Genomic DNA, 21,005 nt, shown 5'->3' on the forward strand with positions numbered 1-21,005 from the left:
GCGGTCAGGCCGGCAGGACCGCCGAGATCTCCGCGGCCGCCTCCGGGCCGAAGGCTTCGCCGATGCGGGCCAGCGCGTCCGCGCGGTCGAACAGCCACTCCTGGGTGCCCACCGTCTCCAGCACCAGCACCGCGATCAGCGAGCCGAGCTGGGCCGCGCGCTCGACGTTCAAGCCGCCGTCGAGACCGGCCAGGAAGCCCGCGCGGAAACCGTCGCCGACGCCCGTCGGGTCGGCCTTCGCGCGCTCGGGGACCGCGCCGATCTGCAGGGCGACGAAGTCCTTGCCGACGATCTCGACGCCCTTCTCCCCCAGTGTCGTGATCCGCAGGCCGACCTGGTCGAGCACGTCGGCTTCGGTCCAGCCGGTCTTCTGGAGCAGCAGCTCCCACTCGTAGTCGTTGCTGAACAGGTACTTCGCGCCGGCGACGAACGCGCGCGCCTGCTCGCCGCTCATCCGGGCCAGCTGCTGCGACGGGTCGACGGCGAACTCGTACCCGCGCTGGCGGCACTCCGCGGCGTGGCGGACCATGCCCTCCGGGTCGTCCGGGCTGATCAGCACCAGGCTCAGCTCGCCCGCGCGCTCGGCGATCGGCTGCAGCTCGATGTTGCGGGACTCGGCCATCGCCCCGGCGTAGAACGTCGCGATCTGGCAGAGGTCCTCGTCGGTCGTGCAGACGAACCGCGCCGTGTGCGCGACCTCCGAGACGTGCACGCCGGACGTGTCGACGCCGTGCCGCTCCAGCCAGGACCGGTAGTCGGCGAAGTCGGCACCCACGGCGCCCACGAGCACCGGCCGCACGCCGAGCACCCCGAGACCGAAGGCGATGTTCGCGCCGATGCCGCCGCGCCGGACCACGAGGTCGTCGGCGAGGAAGCTCAGCGAAACCCGGTGCAGCTGCTCCGCGACCAGCTGTTCCGCGAACCTCCCGGGGAAGTGCATGAGGTGGTCGGTCGCGATACTGCCGGACACCGCGATCCTGGCTTTGTCTGCCACCGGCTGCTCCTTTGTGCTCGACCTCACGGCAAAAGGCGCGAAGTTACCCCGGGTCATGACCCGTCCGGGTAGTTCGCGCACGCCCCACCGACACTACCGGCTGGTACTCCTTCTCCAGTCGAGAGCGGATCAATAGCGTTACGAATCGTGAACGCCGTCACCGAACCCGAGACCCTGTCCGAGCTGATCGCCGACTGCGCGCTCATCCCGGCGACGCTCCAGGCGGAGAACCTGCCGTTGCCCCGCTCCGCGGCCAAGCCGTGGGAGGTCGACGAGGTGTGCCACGCCCAGGTCGCGGAGCTCGACGCCTACGTGTAGGTCGGCAGCGACGAAGAAGGCCCCGCCTCCGGTCGGAGGGCGGGGCCTTCTTTGCGTAACGCTGGTGACTCAGTCGTACCGGTGATTCAGTCGTGCCGGTGACTCAGTGGAACGAGTCGCCGCAGGCGCAGGAGCCGGTGGCGTTCGGGTTGTCGATCGTGAAGCCCTGCTTCTCGATCGTGTCCACGAAGTCGATGACGGCTTCCGACACGTACGGCGCACTCATCCGGTCGACCGCGACCTTGAGGCCGTCGAAGTCGCGGAACAGGTCGCCGTCGAGCGAACGCTCGTCGAAGAACAACTGGTAGCGCAGGCCCGCGCAGCCACCGGGCTGGACGGCGATACGCAGGTGCATGTCGTCGCGGCCCTCCTGCTCGAGCAGGGCCTTCGCCTTCGAAGCCGCGGTGGCGGTCAGCGTGACGCCATGGGTCTCTTCGGCGGTCTCGGCCTGCGTCGCGCCGGCGTGCTCAGCGGTCGTCATGGCACTCCCTCTAAGTTCGAACTCACTGCGGACAGTCCTTGTGCTGACGTCTTCAACACCCGGAGCGCCCGTTCTGTTCCCCCACCATGGTCGCACATCGATCGACCTGGTGAACGGCGGCGTGACGCCTGCAATACCCTGGTGAGGTGAGGTTCCTGCGCCGAAGCACCACAGACACCGCCGCCGACGAGCCGGAGACGGCGGAAGCCGTCGACGTCAGCGGCAAGTCGTACACGCCCGGTAAGGGCAAAGCTACGCCGAAGCGTCGCGACGCGGAGGCGAAGCGGCGCGGCCCGGTAGCGCCGCCGCCCACGTCGATGCGTGAGGCGATGAAGCGCAACAAGGAACTGCGCAAGGCGAACCCCCAGACCAAGGAAGACCGCCGGGCGGCGGCGAAGGCCCGCCGCGAGGCGATGATGCGGGGCGACGACAAGGCCCTGCTCCCGCGCGACCGCGGGCCGGTCAAGGCGTACGTCCGCGACCTGGTCGACAGCCGGCGCAACCTGCTCGGCCTGTTCATGCCGCTGGCGATCCTGGTGTTCCTGGCGCTGCTGGTGCCGCTGCCCCAGGTCCAGTCGTACATCACGCTGCTGTGCACGGCGATGCTGCTGGTGATGGCGATCGAGGGCTTCGTGAACGGCCGCAAGATCGCGAAGCTGGCGCGGGAGAAGTTCCCGAAGGAAGCGGTGAGCGGCCGGTCGATCGGCTGGTACGCGTTCGTCCGGGCTTCGCAGATCCGGCGGCTGCGGGTGCCGAAGCCGCGCCTCAAGCCGGGGGACCCGATCCCGAACTGAGCGGTTTTCGAGAAGCCGGGTGGAGCGAGCCTCCACCCGGCTTCTTGCTGTCCAGGGTCCGCCCAGCGCGCGTGGCAGGTGGCAGCCCGGACGTCATGAAAGGGTCGTTCATGTCGTCGGAGGCGATGAAAGGGTCTTTCATGACACCTCGCCGGCGTGGGGAGCGAGGCTGGAGTCACTCCAGGATCGTTAGCAAAGCAAACGATTACCGCCTAGGCTGGCGCCATGGAGTTTCGTCGTCTCGGCCGCAGCGGCCTCAACGTCAGTGAGATCTCGTACGGGAACTGGCTCACCCACGGTTCCCAGGTCGAGGAGGACCAGGCGCACGCCTGCATCAAAGCCGCCCTCGACGCCGGCATCACCACCTTCGACACCGCCGACGTCTACGCCAACACCGCCGCCGAGTCCGTGCTCGGGCGCGGCCTGAAGGGGCAGCGGCGGGAAAGCCTGGAGATCTTCACCAAGGTCTTCTGGCCCACCGGCCCCAAGGGCCCCAACGACAAGGGCCTGTCCCGCAAGCACATCATGGAGTCGGCCAACGCCTCCCTGGAGCGGCTCGGCACCGACTACGTCGACCTCTACCAGGCGCACCGGTTCGACCGGAGCGTCCCGCTCGAAGAGACCATGCTCGCCTTCGCCGACCTCGTCCGCCAGGGCAAGGTGCTCTACGTCGGCGTCTCGGAGTGGACCGCCGAGCAGATCAGCCGCGGGGCCGCCCTCGCCCGCGAGCTGAAGATCCCCTTCGTCTCCAACCAGCCGCAGTACAACATGCTCTGGCGCGTCATCGAGGACCAGGTCATCCCCGCTTCCGAGCGCGAGGGCCTGAGCCAGATCGTCTGGTCGCCGATCGCGCAGGGCGTCCTCACCGGCAAGTACAAGCCCGGCCAGGACTACCCCGCCGGCTCGCGGGCCACCGACGAGAAGGGCGGCGCCAACATGGTCGCCCGCTTCCTCGACGAGAACGTCCTCAAGCGCGTCGCCGAGCTGGAGCCCCTCGCCAAGCAGGCCGACCTGAGCCTCGCGCAGCTGGCCGTCGCGTGGGTGCTGCAGAACCCGAACGTCGCCTCGGCGATCATCGGCGCCTCGCGGCCGGAGCAGGTGCACGAGAACGTCAAGGCCGCCGGCAAGAAGCTCGACGCCGACCTGCTGACCGCCATCGACGACGTCCTCGGTGACGTCGTCGAGCGCGACGCGAGCCTGACGAAGAGCCCCTAGCTAGTCCTGGTTGATCCGGCCCTGGAACGGCACGCCGAGGTCGAGCGCGTCTTCCGGGGCCATCCGGGGCTCGAGCCCGAACCCGCGCAGGAGGCGGCTGGCCCCGGCCAGCCGGTCGCCTCCGCGCCCGGGCACGCGCGACGGCGCCAGGCCGCGCTCGGTCAGCAGCGTCTCGACGTCGTCGATCAGCCGGTACGGGTCGCAGTCACCCACGGACCCAGGTCTCCCCCGTGATCCGTTCGTAGACCTCGGTGTAGCGCTGCCGCGTCTGCTCGACGATCTCCGCCGGGATCTCCGGCCCGGGCGGGGTCTTGTCCCAGCCGGTCGTCAGCGACCAGTCGCGGACGAACTGCTTGTCGAACGCGTGCTGGGGGCGGCCCGGCTCCCACTCGTCGGCGGGCCAGAACCGCGACGAGTCCGACGTCAGGACCTCGTCGCCGAGGGTCAGCGTGCCGTCGGCGTCGAACCCGAACTCCAGCTTCGTGTCCGCGATGATCACGCCCTGGGCGGCCGCGTGTTCGGCGCCCTTCGTGTAGATCTCCAGCGTCAGCTCGCGAAGCCGCTTCGCGGTGTCTTCGCCGATCTCGTTCAGCACCTCGTCGAAGGTCATGAACTCGTCGTGGCCGGTGTCGGAGATCTTCGTCGTCGGCGTGAAGATCGGCTCCGGCAGCTTGTCGCCCTCGACCAGGCCCGGCGGCAGCGAGACGCCCGAGATCTTGCCGTCGCGCTGGTACTCGCGCAGGCCGAGGCCGGCGAGGTGGCCGCGCGCGATGCACTCGACCTGGACCATCTTCAGCGGCTTGCAGCGCGTCGCGCGCCCGGCGAACTCCGCCGGGACGTCGGTCGTCGACACGACGTGGTTCGGGACCACGCCGGACATCCGGTCGAACCACCACGCCGACAGCTGGTTGAGCAGCGCACCCTTGTCCGGGATCGGCGTCGGCAGCGAGACGTCGTAGACCGAGACCCGGTCGGACGCGACGAGCAGGATGTCCCCGCCGTCGAGCTCGTACAGATCACGGACCTTGCCCGCGTGGATGTGCTTCATTCGCCGTCCTCAGTCGTGTACTCGTAGAAAACCCAGTGGTCGGGCAAGGCGGCGGATTCACCGTACTCGACGACCGTCCCGTCGGCCGCCAGGAAGGTGCTCCGGCCCAGCAGCACCGGCGACCCGGCGGGCAGGCCCAGCTCGGCCGCCTCCTCGTCGCCCGCGCGGCCCGCCGCGTGCCGTTCCTGCGTCGTCGCGATCTTCGTGCCGAGCCGCGCGGCCGCGTGGGCCGAGGTGCCCTCGACGATCCGCTCGGGCACCAGCAGCGCCGGCGCCTTGGCCGACAGCGCGCCGTCGAACCACGACGTCGACGTCGACAGCGGCCGCGAGTCCGGCCCGTAGGTGGTACGCCGCCGCCGGATCACCGGGGCGCCCTCCTCCAGGCCCAGCGCGGCCGCGGCGCGTTCGGGCGCCTGCTCGAGGCCGGCCGACCGGATCACGGCGTAGTGGCCGGGCGGGTAGATGCGGCCCGTCCGCGCCGAAGCGGCGGTGCGGTCGCGGGCCGTGCGGTGCAGGCCGCCGCGGTCGACGACCGTGCCGACGCCGCGCACCGGGCGCACGAGGCCCTGCGAGCGGAGCGTGGCCAGGACCTTGGTGGCCGTCGCCATGGCGACGGCCCACGTACGCGCGATCTCGCGGGCGGACGGCACCGCGTCGCCCTCCTGCAACCGGCCGGACAGGATGTCGTCACGGATCCGGCCCGCGATCTGCAGGTACGGCGGCTCAGGACGGTCGAGGGTGGGCAAGGCGGCTCCTCACGGGGACAACACGCACAAGTGTTCTAGCACGCCGACGGGTGACACACAAAGGCCTGTTCAGAACCACCCAGGTGTACTAGTACACGCACTGGACTGCGCTCTAGTACGCAAGTTACTCTCGAAAGTGTGTCCCCGCCCACAGCGCACAGCGGCTCCAACGGCCCGGGCCTCGAGGAGCTCCTCGAGGAGCTCCGGCGCCGGAAGTGGGTTCTGCACCTGTTCGGCGGCCGCGAGGCCCCGGAGATCTACGCCGCGGTACACACGTGGCCGACTTGCGCGGACGTCATCATCCTCCGGGACGAGCACCGCGCCAGCGCCTACCGCGTACCGACTTTCCCGGGCACCGACGTGTTCAGCCCGCGGGTGGTGACCTGGCAGTACCACGCCACCCCGGTCTGGACGCTGCGGGCGGTGCTCACCCTCTCGGAGCCCGGCACCCCGGGCGCCCCGTTGCAGGCGCTGCGCCCGCAGCCGCAGTGCCACATCCCGCCGGAGCTGCGGCAGGTCGTCACGATCCGGCCGACGAGCACCACGGAGCCGGAGGAGGACAACGGTGGCGGCCCGCCCGCGTGTGCCTAGCTTTCGCCGGGCTCAGCGGGCGAGCAGCCGCTCCGCGACCACGAGGTCGTGGGGATAGGTGATCTTGAGGTTCTCGGGAGCCCCCGGGACCCAGCGGATCGGCAGCGAGGAGAACCGCTCCATGCAGGACGAAGTGTCCGTTCCCAAGAAGCCTTCACGTTCGGCCTGTTCGTAGGCCTCGAGCAGCGGTCCGGCCCGGAAGCCCTGAGGCGTCTGGACGCGGATCGCGCCGGGCACCTGGGCGACCAGGTGCCCGGCATCCACCCCGAAGATGTCGTCAGCGGCCAGGCCCGGCACAGCCCCCCCGTCCTCGCGTGTCCGGGCCAACACCGCACCGACCAGGTCGGGGTGGACCAGCGGCCGGGCCGCGTCGTGCAGCAGCACGGCGTCGACCCGGCCGCCTGCGATTCTCGGGGCGAGGTGGCGCAGCGCGTTGAGCTCGGACGCCTGGCGCGTGTCCCCGCCGTGCACGATCTCGACGGTGCCGTCGACGACTTCTTCGGCGAGTTCCCGATCCTGCGGCCGGATCACCAGCACGAGGACGCCGATGCCAGGGACGCGCTTGAAGGCGTCCAGCGACCAGGCGACCACCCGCCGGCCCACCAGAGGCAGGTAGACCTTGTTCAGCTTCGCGCCGACGCGGGTGCCCGCGCCGCTGGCCAGCACCACCGCGGCCGCCGTCGTCTCCACGAGCCGCGAGACTACCGGGGCCGGTGCACCGGTAGGTTGGCCACGGCGTCGTCACGAACGCTGCCGTGCACGAGAAAGGGCCTGGTGTGGAGCCGGAAGACATCGAGTTCCCCGAGATCACCCCGCCCGACGACCACGCCCGGTCCGGCGCGATCGCCCTGCACGACAAGCTGGTCAAGCCGGCCGGGTCGCTGGGCAGGCTCGAGGAGCTGGGCGTGTGGATCGCGGCCTGCCAGGGTCAGTCGCCGCCGCGGCCGTTCACCCGGCCGCGCGTGATCGTGTTCGCCGGCGACCACGGCATCGCCGCGAAGGGCGTCTCGGCCTATCCCGCCGAGGTCACCGCGCAGCTGCTGGGCACGATGCTGACCGGCGGCGCCGCGATCAACGTCCTGGCCGCCGCCGCGGGCGCGAGCGTCCGCGTGGTCGACATGGCCGTGGACACCGAAGCGCCGGCGACGCGCTCGATCGGCGAGTACAAGGTCCGCCGCGGGTCCGGGTCCATCGATGTCGAGGACGCGCTGAGCGCCGACGAGGTCAAGGCCGCCATCCGCGCCGGGATCGCGATCGCCGACGCCGAAGTCGACGGCGGCGCGGACCTGCTCATCCCGGGCGACCTCGGGATCGCCAACAGCACGCCGGCGTCGGTCCTGGTGGCGGCGCTGACCGGCACCGAGCCGGTCGCGGTGGTCGGCCGCGGGTCCGGCATCGACGACGACGCCTGGATGCGCAAGGCCACCGCGGTGCGCGACGCGCTGCGCCGGGCCCGCGCGGTCCTGGCCGACCCGGTCGCCCTGCTGCGCACCACCGCAGGAGCCGACATCGCCGCGATGGCCGGGTTCCTGGCCCAGGCCGCGGTCCGGCGGACGCCGGTGGTGCTGGACGGGCTCGTCGCGTGCGCCGCGGCGCTCGTCGCCGAGGACCTCGCGCCGGGTGCGCGCCGGTGGTGGGTGGCCGGGCAGCGGACCGCCGAACCCGCCCACTCGCTCGCGCTGGAGCACCTCGACCTCGGCCCGCTGCTGGAGCTGGACATCCGCCTCGGCGAAGGCACCGGCGCGGTGACGGCGTTGCCGCTGCTGATGATGGCCGCCCGCGTCCTCGCCGAAACCGCCACCCACGAGCAGGCCGGCGTCTCCGGCCCGGTCATCCCGGCCACCGCTTCCTGACCCGTAACGCCGTGAAGGGCACCTTCAGGGAGCTGGAGTCCCTGAAGGTGCCCTTCACGGCTTTAGAACCTCAGCCGAGCGGGACCATCCACTGGTCGGCGTCGGGCCGGGTGCCCTCCTGGATCCCCGTCAGCTCTTCGCGCAGCTTCATCGTCAGCGCGCCCGGCTGCCCGTCGGCGATGGTGAACTCGCCGTTCGCGTGCTTGACGTGCCCGACCGGGGTGATCACCGCCGCCGTGCCGCACGCGAACGTCTCGGTCAGCTCACCCGAAGCCGACGCCTTCTCCCACTCCTCGGTGGAGATGCGACGCTCCTCGACCTTGTAGCCGAGCCGCTGAGCGAGCTGCAGCAGCGACTTGCGGGTGACGCCGGGCAGCAGCGAGCCGGACAGCTCCGGGGTGACGACCCGGGCGTTCTCGCCGGAGCCGAAGACGAAGAACAGGTTCATCCCGCCCATCTCCTCGACCCAGCGACGCTCCACCGCGTCGAGCCAGACGACCTGGTCGCAGCCCTTCTCCACGGCCTGCGCCTGCGCGACGAACGACGCCGCGTAGTTGCCGGCGCACTTCGCCGCGCCGGTGCCGCCGGGCGCCGCGCGCACGTACTCCGTCGACAGCCAGACGCTCACCGGCTTCACGCCGCCGGAGAAGTACGAGCCGGCCGGGGAGGCGATGACCGTGTACACGTAGTCGGCGGCCGGGCTGTTGACGCCGAGCCCGGTGGACGTCGAGATCATGAACGGCCGCAGGTAGAGCGAATCACCCGGACGGGTGGGCACCCACCGGCCGTCGACGGCGATGAGCTCCCGCAGCGACTCGACGAAGACCTCCTCCGGCAGCTGCGGCATCGCGAGCCGCTCGGCCGACTGCCGGAACCGCGCGGCGTTGGCGTCCGGGCGGAACGACGCGATCGAGCCGTCCGGCTGGCGGTAGGCCTTGAGACCCTCGAAGATGGCCTGGCCGTAGTGGAGCACCGACGTCGCCGGGTCGAGGGTGAAGGGGGCGTAGGGCCCGACCTGGGCGTCGTGCCAGCCGTCGGTCTTCGACCACTTGACGGTGACCATGTGGTCGGTGAAGTACAGCCCGAAACCGGGCGTCTCGAGTACCTCCGCGACACGGTCCGCGCTCGCAGGACTCGGGTGCGGGACATGGGCGAACTGCGTCGAGGTGGTCATGGCTACACGATACCGTTTGGTCGGAGGCACGTTAGTCGGATGTCCCACTGTTCCGGCGTTCCCACGCCTTCCCCGCGTCCGGGCCGTGATGACTCTAGGATGACGGCGTGACCTACCACTCCACGGAGCCGGTCCCCCGGCCCAAGACCGGCGGGACCGACGTCAAGACGTTCGTCACCGCGGTGCTGCTGACCTTCGGCGTCGGCCTGCTCGGCATGGTCGGCTGGGCCGTCCTCAGCAGCGGCTTCGGCGGTTTCCTCGGCCTCGTCGCGGGCGTCTTCGGCGTCGTGTGGTGGCGGAGCATCCACGGCAAGGTCGTGTTCCCCAAGGTGATCCCCACCAAGTCGGTGGTCATCCTCGCGGTCGTCAACGCGGTGCTGGCGCTGATCCTTCTCCTGACCGCGGGCTGAGCTCCTCGAGCAGCCCCGCGGGCAGCTCGGGCACCGGCCAGTCCGGGTCCGGGCGGAAGTCCGTGTCCGTCCCGTCGAACGGGTAGGCGCCGCGCTCGGCCAGCGCGCCGATCCGCTCGCCTTCCGCGCGCAGCCGGTCCAGCTGCTCGTGCGTCAGCCGGCCGGCGTCGATCGCGACCTCGGCCTCGTCCTCGTCGTCCCAGCGCCAGGTGCCGTCCCGCTCGACGACGACGTCGAGCACGCCGTCGATGCGGTCCACCCCGGCCGGGGTCCGGCCGAGCGGGACCTCGAGGTTGACGTACCAGTTCGTGAACTCACCCGCGGCGTCGAAGAACCACCACACCGACGACCACTCGTCGTCGGCGATGCGCCGCAGCGTGGACGTGCGGTGCCAGAAGTCCGGCACCGGCACGCGCGGGATGCGGAACCGCTGGTGCAGGGGCGCGTCCGCCATGTGCCGGCCGTCCACCAGCCTGCTGCCGACGATCGGGGTGCCCGCCGGGATCCAGGCGAGCAGGACGCGGCCGTCGTCGGCGAGCGCGCGCAGCGGGTGGACCTGGCCGATCGAGCCGTCCGGGCGGTGGAACCGTTCGACCACGGTCTCCCCCGGCCGCCAGCGTCGATCACTCACGTGACCCACTGTACCGGCGGGCGCGCACGCCCAGTAGCAGCTCGATCACGGTCACCAGCCCCGCGACGACGAGCACGGGCAGCACCGGCAGGAAGTACGCGGCCACCGCGGCGACGGCGATCCCCGCCAGGCCGCTCGTGCCGGCCCGCTCCCGGACCTCGCCCCCGGCGACGAGCGCCGGCACCACGGTCGCGACCACGGCGACGACGGTGAGCAACGGCTGCAGCGAGTCCGCGTCGGCGGCGGAAAGCAGGTCACGCAACGACGTCAGGGACAGCCCGAGCCGGACGGCGCCGAGCTGGTACAGCGCGGCGAAGGCGGCCAGCACCGCGACCGCGCCGAGCAGCAGCACGCGCCAGCCCGCGCCTTCGCGGCCGGTGGGCCGCAGGAACGGCAGCGTCACCACCGCGGCGACGAGCACGCCCGCGAAGTCCGGAGGCCGGAGCCCGCCCCCGGCCGTCGACACGGGCGGCACGGCCACGCACAACGCGACCAGGACGAGTCCCGCGACGAGCAGCAGCCCACCCGCGATCCGTACGACGATCGTCGGGATCTTCAGCCCGGCGAACCCGGCGCCGGTCACCACCACGACGAACACCACAGCCGCCAGTTCCCGGTGCGAGGGGACGACATAGGCGCCGAACGCGATCGCGTAGACGGTCACCTCGGCCAGCCGCGCCACGGCCACCACGACCCGGTCGACCAGCGCGTCCCCCGGGTCCGGGACCCGGGCCGGCACGCCCGCGGCGATCGCCGCCAGCACCAGCCCGGCCAGCAGCCACCAGCCGGCGCCCGCCGCCCCGGCCGCCAGCGCCACCAGCAGTCCACCGCCCAGCCGCACGCCGCCCTCCCGCTCCCTCTGTTCACCCGTGGTCCGGTCGTCATTAGCATGGCTCACGATCCCGACCGGGCCGGCGCCCGGTACCACCGCGAACGCGCGAGGAGCCAGAAGTGACCGTGCCTAAGCTCGCCCTGTCCGACAACACCGGGGAGGCACTGGCCAAGACGCGCGCCGACGTGATCGTCATCGGTACCGTGGCCGGCGAGGACGGCCCGCTGCTCGCGGCGGGCGCCGCCGCCGTGGACGCCGCCTTCGACGGCCGTCTCGCCGGGCTGCTCGCCACGCTCGGCGCCAGCGGCAAGGCCGAAGAGGTCGTCAAGATCCCGACGCTGGGCAAGCTCTCGGCGGGCGTGGTGCTCGCCGTCGGCCTGGGCAAGGAGGGTGCCGCCGTCACCCCCGAGCAGGTCCGCCGCGCCGCCGGGGCCGCCGGTCGCGCGCTGGCCGGCACCGACCGCGCGTTCGTGACGCTGTCGGAGCTCGACCTGCAGGCCGCCGTCGAGGGCACGATCCTCGGCTCGTACGTCTTCACCGCGTACCGCTCCGAGAAGGGTGACGCGCCGGTCGCGAAGGTCGACTTCGCGAGCCCGGCCGACGGCACCGCCCGCGAGCACAAGGCGACGCTGAAGGCGGCGAGCTCCATCGCGGAGGCCGTCCTCACCGCCCGCGACCTGATCAACACCCCGCCGAACGACCTCTACCCGGCCTCCTTCGCCGACCGCGCGAAGAAGCTGGCCGAGGACAACGGCCTCGAGTTCGAGGTCCTCGACGAGAAGGCCCTCAAGCGCAAGGGCTTCGGCGGCATCCTCGGCGTCGGCGGCGGTTCCGCACGCCAGCCGCGGCTGCTGCGCCTGGCCTACAAGCCGGCCAAGGCGAGCAAGAAGGTCGCGCTGGTCGGCAAGGGCATCACGTTCGACTCGGGCGGCATCTCGCTCAAGCCCGCCGCGAACATGGACCACATGACGTCGGACATGTCCGGCGCCGCCGGCGTGCTCGCTTCGGTGGTGCTCGCGGCGAAGCTGAAGTACCCGCTGGAGGTCGTCGCGCACATCCCACTGGCGGAGAACCTGCCGTCCGGGACGTCGTACCGCCCGGGCGACGTGCTGACCATGTACGGCGGCAAGACCGTCGAGGTCCTCAACACCGACGCCGAAGGCCGGCTCGTGCTGGCCGACGCGATGGTGCGCGCCGCGGAGGAGAACCCGGACTACCTGATCGAGACCTCGACGCTGACCGGCGCCCAGGTCGTCGCGCTCGGCAACCGCACCGCCGGCGTGATGGGTTCGGACGACTTCCGCGACCGCGTCACCGGGATCATGCAGGCCACCGGCGAGAACGGCTGGGCGATGCCGCTGCCGGAGGAGCTGCGCGGCGACCTCGACTCGCGCCTGGCCGACCTGGCCAACGTCACCGGCCACCGCTGGGGCGGCATGCTCGCGGCCGGGATCTTCCTGCGCGAGTTCGTCGCCGACGGCCTCGACTGGGTCCACATCGACATCGCGGGCCCGTCGTTCAACACGGCGGCGCCGTGGGGCTACACCGGCAAGGGCGGCACCGGCGTCCCGGTGCGGACGATCGCCGCGGTGCTGGCGGACATCGCCGCCAACGGCTGAGCAACGGTTCGCCCGAAGGGGCTCCCGCCACGGCGGGGGCCCCTTCGGCGTTTTTCGCCCGGGGTGATCCCTTTGCCGCTTTCGGTGTGATCGGCGACACCGTACGGTGTCATCATCGCGAAGGGGGCAGTGATGACCCAACCGACCCGACCGGTCGAAGAGGACACTCCCGCCGCGATCGCCGCCGAGCACGACGAAGAACGGCCGGCGCGCACCCTCTCCCGCGTCCCCGACCGCGTCGTCTACTTCGTCGCGCTCGCCGTCGCCGTGCTGGTGCTCAAGCAGGTCTTCTTCCCCTTCGCCAAGGGCAACCAGTTCTACCTGGTGCTCTTCCTCGGCGTGACGCTCCCGCTGGTCTTCCTCTGCTACCGCCCGCGGCTGCGCGGCCGCGACGACCCCGGCTGGACCGACTGGGCGCTCGCCGCGATCGCCCTGGCCGTCGGCCTCTACCCCGTGCTCATCGGCTACGACGACTTCCTGAACCGCCAGGGCATCCTGTCCCCGCTGGACATCGTCGCCGGCGCGCTGCTGCTCGTGCTCATCCTCGAAGCCACCCGCCGCACCACCGGGCTGGTGCTGCCGATCGTCTGCCTGCTCTTCCTCGCCTACGCCTACTACGGCGGCTATCTCCCGCAGAACTGGGGCATCGCCCACGCCGGGATCGACTTCAGCCAGATCGTCAACGCGCTCTACAACGACGCCAGCGGTTTCTACGGCACCCCGCTCGACGTCGCGGCCAGCTACATCGTGCTGTTCACCCTCTACGGCGCGGTGCTCAACGCCTCCGGCGCCGGCCGGTTCTTCGTGGACATCTCCTTCGCCGCGTTCCGGAAGTCGCGGACGGCGCCGGGCCGGACCACCGTCCTGTCGGGCTTCCTGCTCGGCACGGTGTCGGGTTCGGGCACCGCGACGGCGGTCAGCCTCGGCTCGATCACCTGGCCGATCCTCAAGAAAGCGGGCTACCCCAAGGAAAACGCCGGCGGGCTGCTCGCCGCGTCCGGCATCGGCGCCATCCTCTCGCCGCCGACGCTGGGCGCCGCGGCGTTCATCATCGCCGAGTACCTGCAGACGTCGTACCTGACCGTGCTGATCTGGGCGACCGTCCCGACGCTGCTCTACTACCTCGGCATCGTCTTCGCGATGGAGGCCGACGCGCGGCGCTTCGAGGCCGAGCCGGTCGACGTCCCGCACGGCCATCCGTGGCGGCTCCTGCGGCAGGGCGGCTACCACTTCCTGTCCCTGGCGATCATCGTCGTGTTCCTGGCCCTGGACATCCCGCCGTTCGCCGCGGTGGTCTACGCGACCGGCGTCGCCGCGCTCTTCGCGCTGATCGCCCGCCGCCACGACGTCAAAGGCTGGGCGAAGGACATGGTCGACGCGCTCTCGGCCGGGGTCCGCGGGGCGCTGCCGGTGATCGCGGTGTGCGCGGCGGCCGGCGTGATCACCTCGACCATCACCAAGACCGGGCTCGGCCTCGAACTCGCCGACGCGCTGGTGGAACTGGCCGGCGCCCTCTCCGACAACGGCACGGTGATCCTGATCCTGACCGTGCTGCTTTCGGCGATCGCGGTCGGCGTGCTCGGGCTCGCGGTGCCGGTCACCGCGAGCTTCATCATCGCGTGGGTGGTGATCGGCCCGGCACTGGAGACGCTCGGGGTCGCCGACGCCGAGCGCGCGATGTTCATCTTCTACTACGCCGTGCTTTCGGAGGTCACACCGCCGACCGCGCTCGCCGCCGTCGCCTCGGCGGCGATCACCGGCGGGTCGGTGCTCGGGACGATGTGGCAGTGCTGGAAGTACACGCTGCCGGCGTTCCTGGTGCCGATCGCCTTCGTGCTCACCGACAACGGCGCCGCGCTGCTGCTGCAGTCCGATGTGCTCACCGTGCTGTGGGTGGCGGCGGTGTCCGCGGTGGCCGTCGCCGCGCTCGCGGTGGTGACCGGCGGGTGGCTGTTCGGACCGGTCAGCCTGCCCGTGCGGCTGCTGTTCGTCCCGGCCGCCCTGTGCCTGCTTTACCTGGAACCGGTGCCGATCGCGGTCGGTGCCGCGTTCGGCGTCGTGGCCGTGCTCGCCCACACCGTGATCAAGAGGAGGACAGCATGAAACGCGCATGGGTCTTGGCCGCGGTGCTCGCCCTGGCCGTCACGGGCTGCGGCGGGAAACAGCAGGCCGACCAGCCCGCCCAAGGTGGCGGGCAGTCCTGCGAGGCCGGCGAAGGCCGGATCACCATCGCCACCGGCAACAGCGGCGGCGTCTACTACGTGCTGGGCGGCGGTCTGGCCCAGCTGATCAGCAACAACACCAAGCTGCGCGCGACGGCCGCGGAGACCGGCGCGTCGGTGCAGAACATCCAGCAGCTGGTGGCCGGCAACTACGACGTCGCGTTCTCGCTGGCGGACACCGCGGCGGACGCGGTGCGCGGCAAGGGCTCCTTCGACGGCAAGCCGCAGAAGATCCAGGCGCTGTCCCGGATCTACCCGAACTCGACGCAGGTGCTGGTGCGCACCGACTCCGGCATCAACAGCGTCGCCGACATGAAGGGCAAGCGGATCTCGACGGGCTCGCCGAAGTCGGGCACCGAGGTGATCGCGAACCGCCTGCTGCAGGCGGCGGGCCTCAAGCCCGAGACCGACGTCCAGGCGCAGCGGCTCGACCTGGCGAAGACGGCGGACGGCATGAAGTCCGGCACGCTCGACGGGCTCGTCTGGTCCGGCGGCCTGCCGACCGCGCAGATCACGGACATCACCACGGCGTTGAAGGACAAGGTGAAGTTCGTCGACATCACGCCGCTGCTGCCGAAGCTCAAGCAGGTCAACGACGTCTACGACCAGGCCGTCATCCCGGCGGCGACCTACGGCCAGCCCGCGGACGTCCCCACGGTCGTGGTGCCCAACCTGCTGCTGGTGCGCGAGGACTTCCCGGCGGCCAACGCGTGCGCGATCACCAAGCTGCTCTTCGACAAGCAGGCGGAGCTGGCGAAGATCCACCCGGCCGCGAAGGAGATCACCAAGCAGCTGGCACCGCAGACCGATCCGGTTCCGCTGCACCCGGGGGCCAAACAAGGCCTCGGCTGACGCCTGTGCCATGGTCGGGACGTGGATGCCGGCGAGTACCTCGAGACGGCGGTCCGGGACGTCCTGACCGCCGCCGACCCGGGCCTCGACGACCAGGTCGGGTACGCCGCCCTGCTGCTCGCGGTCACCGGCGCCCTCGACGAGGCCGACCGGCTGGCCGGGCAGTGGCTGGCCCGCACGGAACGACCGGTGACCTCGCTGGCGGCCGGCCCGGTCCGGGCCCGCGCGTGGGCGATGCTCTCCGAAGCCCGCGGCGGCCGGCCGGACTGGGCCGAGGGCCTGCTCCCGCTCGACCTCGACACCGAAGAGCGAGCCCACACGGAATTCCTCCGGAAGCCGGTGTCCGACCTCGACGGCGTCCTCCCGCCCGGACCGATCGCCGAGGTGGTCAAGCACGTCGCGCCTGCACGCCCGGACCGCGTCCGCACGGCCCTCGCCGACGGCGACCTCACCCGGTGGGCTTCGCTGGCCGGTCAGCGGCCGGACGTGGCGACGCTCGCCGCGACGCGCGCGCTGGCCCCGGCGCTGGTGGCCGGCGCGGACCCGCTGGGCCTGCGCGACTGGGCCGGGAGCTGCGCGGGCGCGCTGGTCGCGGCGTTGCACGAGCGCTACCCGCCGGACCTCGGCACCTGGCCCGAGCTGATCGCGGAGATCCTGCGGCTGCGCGGTGGCCCCAGCGCCCCTCCCCCGGCGTCGGAGGCGGCGATCCGCTCGGCGGAGCTGCGGCTGGGCGTCGAGCTGCCGGAGGACCACCGGGAGTTCCTGCGCACCTGCGACGGCCTGCCCGCGGACGTGGTCTTCCCGCGCCTGCTGGGCACGGCGGACCTGCGGGCCGAGAACGGCGTGGTGGTCCTGGCCGAACCGGCGGTGCTGCTGCTTTCGGCGTCCCACGTCGTGGAGGTCGACCCGGTGCTCGGCTCGACGGTCCACCCGTCGTTCCGCGCGGCGCTGGGCCGGCACGCCACGCTGCTCGCCCAGGCAGGCTAGCTTGGTCCGGGTGACCACCCTCACCGCGGAGAAGATCACCCCGGACAACGTCGCGGCCGCGTGCCAGCTGGCCGTCGAGCCGCACCAGAAGGACTTCGTCGCGCCCGTCGCCGTCTCGCTCGCCGAGGCCTACACCCAGCCGGAGGTCGCCTGGCCGCGGCTGATCCTCGACGACGGCGAACCGGTCGCCTTCGTGATGGGCGGCTTCAACCCGGCCGCGGAGCTGGACTTCTTCCGCTGCGGGGTCTGGCGGCTCAACGTCGGTGCCGGCGTCCAGGGCCGCGGCCTCGGGCGGTTCGCGGTCGAAACCGTCCTCGAGGAGGCTCGCCGGCGCGGCGAAAAGGCCGTCACGGTGCTGTGGCTCCCGGCCGAGGGCGGCCCGGAGGGCTTCTACCTCAAGCTGGGCTTCCGCCCGACCGGGCAGACCTTCAACGGCGAGGTGGTCGGCCGGATCGAGCTCTAGGCCTCGCCGCGTTTCTTGCGCTCGGTGTACTCGCGCATGCGCTTCGGGTAGCCGACCCGCGCGACCTCGTAGACCGGGATCGACCGGCGGTGGCCGAACTGCTGGGCCGCCTCCAGGCTGCCGATCCGGCGCCGGGTCCATTCGCCGTCGTGGGCGATCAACACCACAGTGGTCTCGGTGACGTTCGTCTTCGGCTCGACGAAGGCCTCGACACCCCGGCGCTCGGCCGCCCACTCCTCCAGGTGCCGGGTGTCCCCGGAGCTGGCTTTCCGCAGCGTACCGGCCTTCTGCCCGCCCTTGGCGCGCCTGCGCAGCGAGTCGAACAACCCCACCGCGACCACCTTCCCTCCCGAGACATTCCCCACTCATTATCCCGATGTCCACGTGTGGTCGGTGTCGCACACCCGGCTAGCTCGCAGCCCGGCCCGGCGTAGTGACAAGATGGCGGGTGTCGCGCGCGCGGTTATACCGGGCACAGGCGACGACAGAGCACCACCCCACTGCTTGCCGAGGAGCTATTGAAGTGACCGACACCTCCGCCGACCTCGTGATCCTGGGAGGCGGATCGGGCGGCTACGCCGCGGCGTTCCGCGCGGCCGAGCTGGGCCTTTCCGTCACGTTGATCGAGAAGGACAAGCTCGGCGGGACCTGCCTCCACCGGGGCTGCATCCCGACCAAGGCCCTGCTGCACGCCGCCGAAGTCGCCGACGAAACCCGCGAAGCCGAGGCGGTCGGCGTCAAGGCCGTCTTCGAGGGCATCGACATCGCCGGGGTCAACAAGTACAAGGACGGGATCGTCTCCCGGCTGTACAAGGGCCTGCAGGGCCTGGCCAAGGCGCACCAGGTGAACCTCGTCGAGGGCAGCGGCACGTTCGTCGGCGGCACGACCGTCGAGGTGGACGGCACCCGCTACACCGGCAAGAACGTCATCCTCGCCACCGGTTCCTATTCGCGCACGCTGCCGGGTCTGGAGCTCGGCGGCCGCGTCATCGCCAGCGAGCAGGCCCTCGCCCTGGACTACGTCCCCAAGAAGGTCGTGGTCCTCGGCGGCGGCGTGATCGGTGTCGAGTTCGCCAGCGTCTGGGCCTCCTTCGGCGTCGACGTCACCATCGTGGAAGCCCTGCCGCGGCTCGTCCCGAACGAGGACGAGTTCGCGTCCAAGCAGCTCGAGCGCGCTTTCCGCCGCCGCAAGATCACCTTCAAGACCGGCGTGAAGTTCACCGGCGCGAAGCAGGACGAAAACGGCGTGAGCGTTTCGCTGGAGTCCGGCGAGACCATCGAGGCCGACCTGTTGCTGGTCGCCGTCGGTCGCGGGCCGAACTCCGCGGGCCACGGCTACGAGGAGGCCGGCGTCAAGATCGAGCGCGGCTTCGTCCTCACCGACGACCGGCTGCGCACCAACCTGCCGAACGTCTACGCCGTCGGCGACATCGTCCCCGGCCTGCAGCTCGCGCACCGCGGCTTCCAGCAGGGCATCTTCGTCGCCGAGGAGATCGCCGGGCAGAACCCGCGCGTGATCGACGAGAGCGGCATCCCGCGGGTCACCTACTCGCACCCGGAGGTCGCGTCGGTCGGGCTGACCGAGTCGCAGGCGAAGGACAAGTACGGCGCCGACGTCACGACGTTCACCTACGACCTCGGCGGCAACGGCAAGAGCCAGATCCTCAAGACCTCCGGCGGGGTCAAGCTGGTCAAGGCCCCGGACGGCCCGGTCGTCGGGGTCCACATGGTCGGCGACCGCGTCGGCGAGCTGATCGGCGAAGCGCAGCTGATCTACAGCTGGGAGGCTTTCCCCGAAGACGTCGCGCCGCTCATCCACGCGCACCCCACCCAGACCGAGGCCCTCGGTGAAGCGTTCCTCGCCCTCGCGGGGAAGCCGCTGCACGTGCACAGCTGACGTCCCACCAGCAGAATCCAGACCACGCAGAACTTGGAAGAGGAGTCAGCGAACGATGGCCTACTCCGTCACATTGCCGGAGCTCGGGGAGAGCGTCACCGAAGGCACCGTCACCCGGTGGCTTAAGCAGGAGGGCGACACCGTCGAGGTCGACGAGCCGTTGCTCGAGATCTCGACCGACAAGGTCGACACCGAGGTTCCCTCCCCGGTGGCGGGCACGGTCGTGAAGATCAGCGCCCAGGAGGACGAGACCGTCGAGGTCGGCGGCGAGCTCGCCGTCATCGACGACGGGTCCGGCGGCGCCGCCGAGTCTTCCGCCCCGGCGCAGGAAGAGCAGAAGTCCGAGCCGGCCCCCGAGCCCGAGCCCGAGACTCAGTCCGAGCCGGAGCCGCAGGCTCAGGACAGCGCGCCGAGCAAGCCGGACACCGCGCCGGCCGCCGGTGGCGAAGGTACCGAGGTGAAGCTGCCCGAGCTGGGCGAGAGCGTCACCGAGGGCACCGTCACGCGCTGGCTGAAGCAGGTCGGCGACTCGGTCGAGGTCGACGAGCCGCTGCTCGAGATCTCCACCGACAAGGTGGACACCGAGGTGCCGTCGCCGGTCGCCGGCACGGTGCTGGAGATCCGCGCGGGCGAGGACGAGACCGTCGAGGTCGGCGGCGTCCTGGCCGTGATCGGTGACGCGAACGCGGCGCCGAAGGCCGAGTCCGCGCCGGAGCCGGTCCAGGAGTCCAAGCCCGAGCCGAAGCCGGAACCCAAGCCCGAGCCGAAGCCCGAGCCGGTCCAGGAGTCCAAGCCGGAACCGAAGCCCGAGCCCAAGCCGGAGCCGAAGGCCGAGCCGGCCGCGGCGAAGGAGAGCTCGGCGGACGGCCCGTACGTCACGCCGCTGGTCCGCAAGCTGGCGTCGGAGCACGGCATCGACCTCGCGTCGCTGACCGGCAGCGGCGTCGGCGGCCGGATCCGCAAGCAGGACGTCCTGGCCGCGGCCGAGGAGAAGCAGAAGCAGCAGGCCGCCCCGGCCCCCGCGGCGGCGCCGTCGGCTCCCGCGGCGTCCGCTCCGTCGGCCCCGCGCCCGGCCGCCCCGGTCTCCCCCGAGATCCAGGCCCTGCGCGGCACCGTGCAGAAGGCCAGCCGGATCCGCCAGATCACGGCCACCAAGACCCGCGAGTCGCTGCAGGAGTCCGCGCAGCTCACGCAGGTCCACGAGGTCGACGTCACGAAGGTCGCGAAGCTGCGCCAGCGTGCGAAGGCGGCCTTCAAGGAGCGCGAGGGCGTCAACCTGACGTTCCTGCCGTTCTTCGCGAAGGCCACGGTCGAGGCGCTCAAGCAGCACCCGAACGTCAACGCGTCCTACAACGAGGACACGAAGGAGATCACCTACCACGGCGCCGTGCACCTGGGCATCGCGGTGGACACCGAGCGCGGGCTCCTCTCGGTCGTGATCCACGACGCGGGCGAGCTGAGCCTGGCCGGTCTCGCGCACCGGATCGCCGACCTGGCGGGCCGCGCGCGGGCCAACCAGATCAAGCCCGACGAGCTGTCCGGCGGCACGTTCACGATCACGAACATCGGCTCGAACGGCGCGCTGTTCGACACGCCGATCATCGTGCAGCCGCAGTCGGGCATGCTCGGCACGGGCGCGGTCGTCAAGCGTCCGGTGGTCGTCGCCGACGCCGACGGCAACGACACGATCGCCGTCCGCTCGATGGTGTTCCTGCCGCTGACCTACGACCACCGCCTGGTGGACGGGGCCGACGCGGGCCGCTTCGTGACGACGATCAAGCAGCGTCTGGAAGAGGGCAGCTTCGAGGACGAGCTCGGCCTCTGAGTCACACCGGACGAAGGCCGTCACGGATTTTCCGTGGCGGCCTTCGCCGTTTC

Annotated in this window: 23 protein-coding genes; 13 read left to right on the forward strand and 10 right to left on the reverse strand. The window is 71.4% G+C overall.

Translation table 11 applies throughout. The features are described 5' to 3' along the window. Nucleotides 1–4: 4 nt before the first annotated feature. Nucleotides 5–994 (reverse strand): carbohydrate kinase family protein, encoded by a 990-nt coding sequence (locus AB0C38_RS46590; RefSeq protein ID WP_360687087.1) that lies wholly within the window; start codon nt 992–994, stop codon nt 5–7. Nucleotides 995–1,141: 147 nt separating this feature from the next. Between AB0C38_RS46590 and AB0C38_RS46595 the strand changes: the two genes are divergently transcribed. Beyond that, nucleotides 1,142–1,312, forward strand: a complete 171-nt coding sequence (locus tag AB0C38_RS46595; protein WP_360687090.1) for a hypothetical protein — start codon at nt 1,142–1,144, stop codon at nt 1,310–1,312. A 103-nt stretch (nt 1,313–1,415) separates the two neighbouring features. Here AB0C38_RS46595 and AB0C38_RS46600 read toward each other — a convergent pair whose 3' ends face one another. Then, complete coding sequence (locus AB0C38_RS46600) at nt 1,416–1,793, reverse strand: iron-sulfur cluster assembly accessory protein (protein ID WP_360687093.1); 378 nt, start codon at nt 1,791–1,793, stop codon at nt 1,416–1,418. 146 nt (nt 1,794–1,939) lie between these two features. Here AB0C38_RS46600 and AB0C38_RS46605 point away from each other — a divergent pair, with 146 nt between their 5' ends. Both AB0C38_RS46605 and AB0C38_RS46610 read left to right on the forward strand, forming a co-directional pair. Next, entirely contained in the window at nt 1,940–2,587 is a 648-nt protein-coding gene (locus AB0C38_RS46605; protein WP_360687096.1) for a DUF3043 domain-containing protein, read from the forward strand. Between the two features lie 225 nt (nt 2,588–2,812). Then, on the forward strand, nt 2,813–3,802 hold the full coding sequence (locus AB0C38_RS46610; protein ID WP_360687099.1) for an aldo/keto reductase family protein: 990 nt from the start codon (nt 2,813–2,815) through the stop codon (nt 3,800–3,802). Here AB0C38_RS46610 and AB0C38_RS46615 read toward each other — a convergent pair whose 3' ends face one another. The 3 genes from AB0C38_RS46615 to AB0C38_RS46625 are packed head-to-tail and all read right to left on the reverse strand — an operon-like array spanning nt 3,803 to nt 5,596. Then, nucleotides 3,803–4,015 (reverse strand): hypothetical protein, encoded by a 213-nt coding sequence (locus AB0C38_RS46615; RefSeq protein ID WP_360687102.1) that lies wholly within the window; start codon nt 4,013–4,015, stop codon nt 3,803–3,805. Further along, entirely contained in the window at nt 4,008–4,850 is an 843-nt protein-coding gene (locus AB0C38_RS46620) for a phosphoribosylaminoimidazolesuccinocarboxamide synthase (protein ID WP_360687105.1), read from the reverse strand. Before AB0C38_RS46620 ends, AB0C38_RS46615 begins: the two co-directional genes overlap by 8 nt. Beyond that, entirely contained in the window at nt 4,847–5,596 is a 750-nt protein-coding gene (locus tag AB0C38_RS46625; protein ID WP_360687108.1) for a GntR family transcriptional regulator, read from the reverse strand. The genes AB0C38_RS46620 and AB0C38_RS46625 overlap by 4 nt, the downstream gene beginning before the upstream one ends. 138 nt (nt 5,597–5,734) lie before the next feature. Between AB0C38_RS46625 and AB0C38_RS46630 the strand changes: the two genes are divergently transcribed. Beyond that, entirely contained in the window at nt 5,735–6,187 is a 453-nt protein-coding gene (locus tag AB0C38_RS46630) for a hypothetical protein (RefSeq protein ID WP_360687111.1), read from the forward strand. Nucleotides 6,188–6,199: 12 nt separating this feature from the next. Here AB0C38_RS46630 and AB0C38_RS46635 read toward each other — a convergent pair whose 3' ends face one another. Next, nucleotides 6,200–6,877, reverse strand: coding sequence for an IspD/TarI family cytidylyltransferase (locus AB0C38_RS46635; protein WP_360687114.1), 678 nt, complete (start codon nt 6,875–6,877; stop codon nt 6,200–6,202). Nucleotides 6,878–6,963: 86 nt separating this feature from the next. Here AB0C38_RS46635 and cobT point away from each other — a divergent pair, with 86 nt between their 5' ends. Then, nucleotides 6,964–8,040 carry a nicotinate-nucleotide--dimethylbenzimidazole phosphoribosyltransferase gene (gene cobT, locus AB0C38_RS46640; RefSeq protein WP_360687117.1) on the forward strand — a complete coding sequence of 359 codons (1,077 nt, stop codon included), beginning with the start codon at nt 6,964–6,966 and terminating at the stop codon, nt 8,038–8,040. 70 nt (nt 8,041–8,110) lie between these two features. Here cobT and AB0C38_RS46645 read toward each other — a convergent pair whose 3' ends face one another. After that, on the reverse strand, nt 8,111–9,214 hold the full coding sequence (locus AB0C38_RS46645) for a branched-chain amino acid aminotransferase (RefSeq protein ID WP_360687121.1): 1,104 nt from the start codon (nt 9,212–9,214) through the stop codon (nt 8,111–8,113). 107 nt (nt 9,215–9,321) lie between these two features. Between AB0C38_RS46645 and AB0C38_RS46650 the strand changes: the two genes are divergently transcribed. Continuing rightward, nucleotides 9,322–9,624: a hypothetical protein gene (locus AB0C38_RS46650; RefSeq protein ID WP_360687124.1), complete on the forward strand. Its 303-nt coding sequence runs from the start codon at nt 9,322–9,324 to the stop codon at nt 9,622–9,624. On the opposite strand, the gene AB0C38_RS46655 is transcribed toward AB0C38_RS46650, so the two are convergent. Continuing rightward, a complete protein-coding gene (locus AB0C38_RS46655; protein ID WP_360687127.1) occupies nt 9,581–10,255 on the reverse strand; it encodes a DUF402 domain-containing protein in 675 nt (224 codons plus the stop codon). The two genes, AB0C38_RS46650 and AB0C38_RS46655, sit on opposite strands and share 44 nt — an antisense overlap. Further along, a complete protein-coding gene (locus AB0C38_RS46660) occupies nt 10,248–11,096 on the reverse strand; it encodes a hypothetical protein (protein ID WP_360687130.1) in 849 nt (282 codons plus the stop codon). The genes AB0C38_RS46655 and AB0C38_RS46660 overlap by 8 nt, the downstream gene beginning before the upstream one ends. A gap of 110 nt (nt 11,097–11,206) precedes the next feature. On the opposite strand from AB0C38_RS46660, the gene AB0C38_RS46665 reads away from it, so the two are divergent. From AB0C38_RS46665 to AB0C38_RS46685, 5 genes are all read left to right on the forward strand, one after another. Next, on the forward strand, nt 11,207–12,706 hold the full coding sequence (locus AB0C38_RS46665) for a leucyl aminopeptidase (RefSeq protein ID WP_360687133.1): 1,500 nt from the start codon (nt 11,207–11,209) through the stop codon (nt 12,704–12,706). A gap of 132 nt (nt 12,707–12,838) precedes the next feature. Continuing rightward, complete coding sequence (locus AB0C38_RS46670; RefSeq protein WP_360687136.1) at nt 12,839–14,809, forward strand: TRAP transporter fused permease subunit; 1,971 nt, start codon at nt 12,839–12,841, stop codon at nt 14,807–14,809. Beyond that, on the forward strand, nt 14,806–15,780 hold the full coding sequence (locus tag AB0C38_RS46675) for a TAXI family TRAP transporter solute-binding subunit (protein WP_360687139.1): 975 nt from the start codon (nt 14,806–14,808) through the stop codon (nt 15,778–15,780). Before AB0C38_RS46670 ends, AB0C38_RS46675 begins: the two co-directional genes overlap by 4 nt. Before the next feature lie 21 nt (nt 15,781–15,801). Beyond that, on the forward strand, nt 15,802–16,767 hold the full coding sequence (locus tag AB0C38_RS46680; RefSeq protein ID WP_360687142.1) for an SMI1/KNR4 family protein: 966 nt from the start codon (nt 15,802–15,804) through the stop codon (nt 16,765–16,767). Nucleotides 16,768–16,777: 10 nt separating this feature from the next. Beyond that, a complete protein-coding gene (locus AB0C38_RS46685; RefSeq protein WP_360687145.1) occupies nt 16,778–17,230 on the forward strand; it encodes a GNAT family N-acetyltransferase in 453 nt (150 codons plus the stop codon). Here the strand turns inward: AB0C38_RS46685 and AB0C38_RS46690 are convergent. Continuing rightward, nucleotides 17,227–17,571, reverse strand: a complete 345-nt coding sequence (locus AB0C38_RS46690) for an oxidoreductase (protein ID WP_360687148.1) — start codon at nt 17,569–17,571, stop codon at nt 17,227–17,229. The genes AB0C38_RS46685 and AB0C38_RS46690 overlap by 4 nt on opposite strands. Nucleotides 17,572–17,753: 182 nt before the next feature. Here AB0C38_RS46690 and lpdA point away from each other — a divergent pair, with 182 nt between their 5' ends. Both lpdA and sucB read left to right on the forward strand, forming a co-directional pair. Next, nucleotides 17,754–19,127, forward strand: coding sequence for a dihydrolipoyl dehydrogenase (lpdA, locus tag AB0C38_RS46695; RefSeq protein ID WP_360687151.1), 1,374 nt, complete (start codon nt 17,754–17,756; stop codon nt 19,125–19,127). A 55-nt stretch (nt 19,128–19,182) separates the two neighbouring features. Then, nucleotides 19,183–20,952, forward strand: coding sequence for a 2-oxoglutarate dehydrogenase, E2 component, dihydrolipoamide succinyltransferase (gene sucB, locus AB0C38_RS46700; RefSeq protein WP_360687154.1), 1,770 nt, complete (start codon nt 19,183–19,185; stop codon nt 20,950–20,952). Nucleotides 20,953–21,005: the final 53 nt, after the last annotated feature.

It is taken from the genome of Amycolatopsis sp. NPDC048633, assembly GCF_040650695.1.
GTDB lineage: Bacteria > Actinomycetota > Actinomycetes > Mycobacteriales > Pseudonocardiaceae > Amycolatopsis.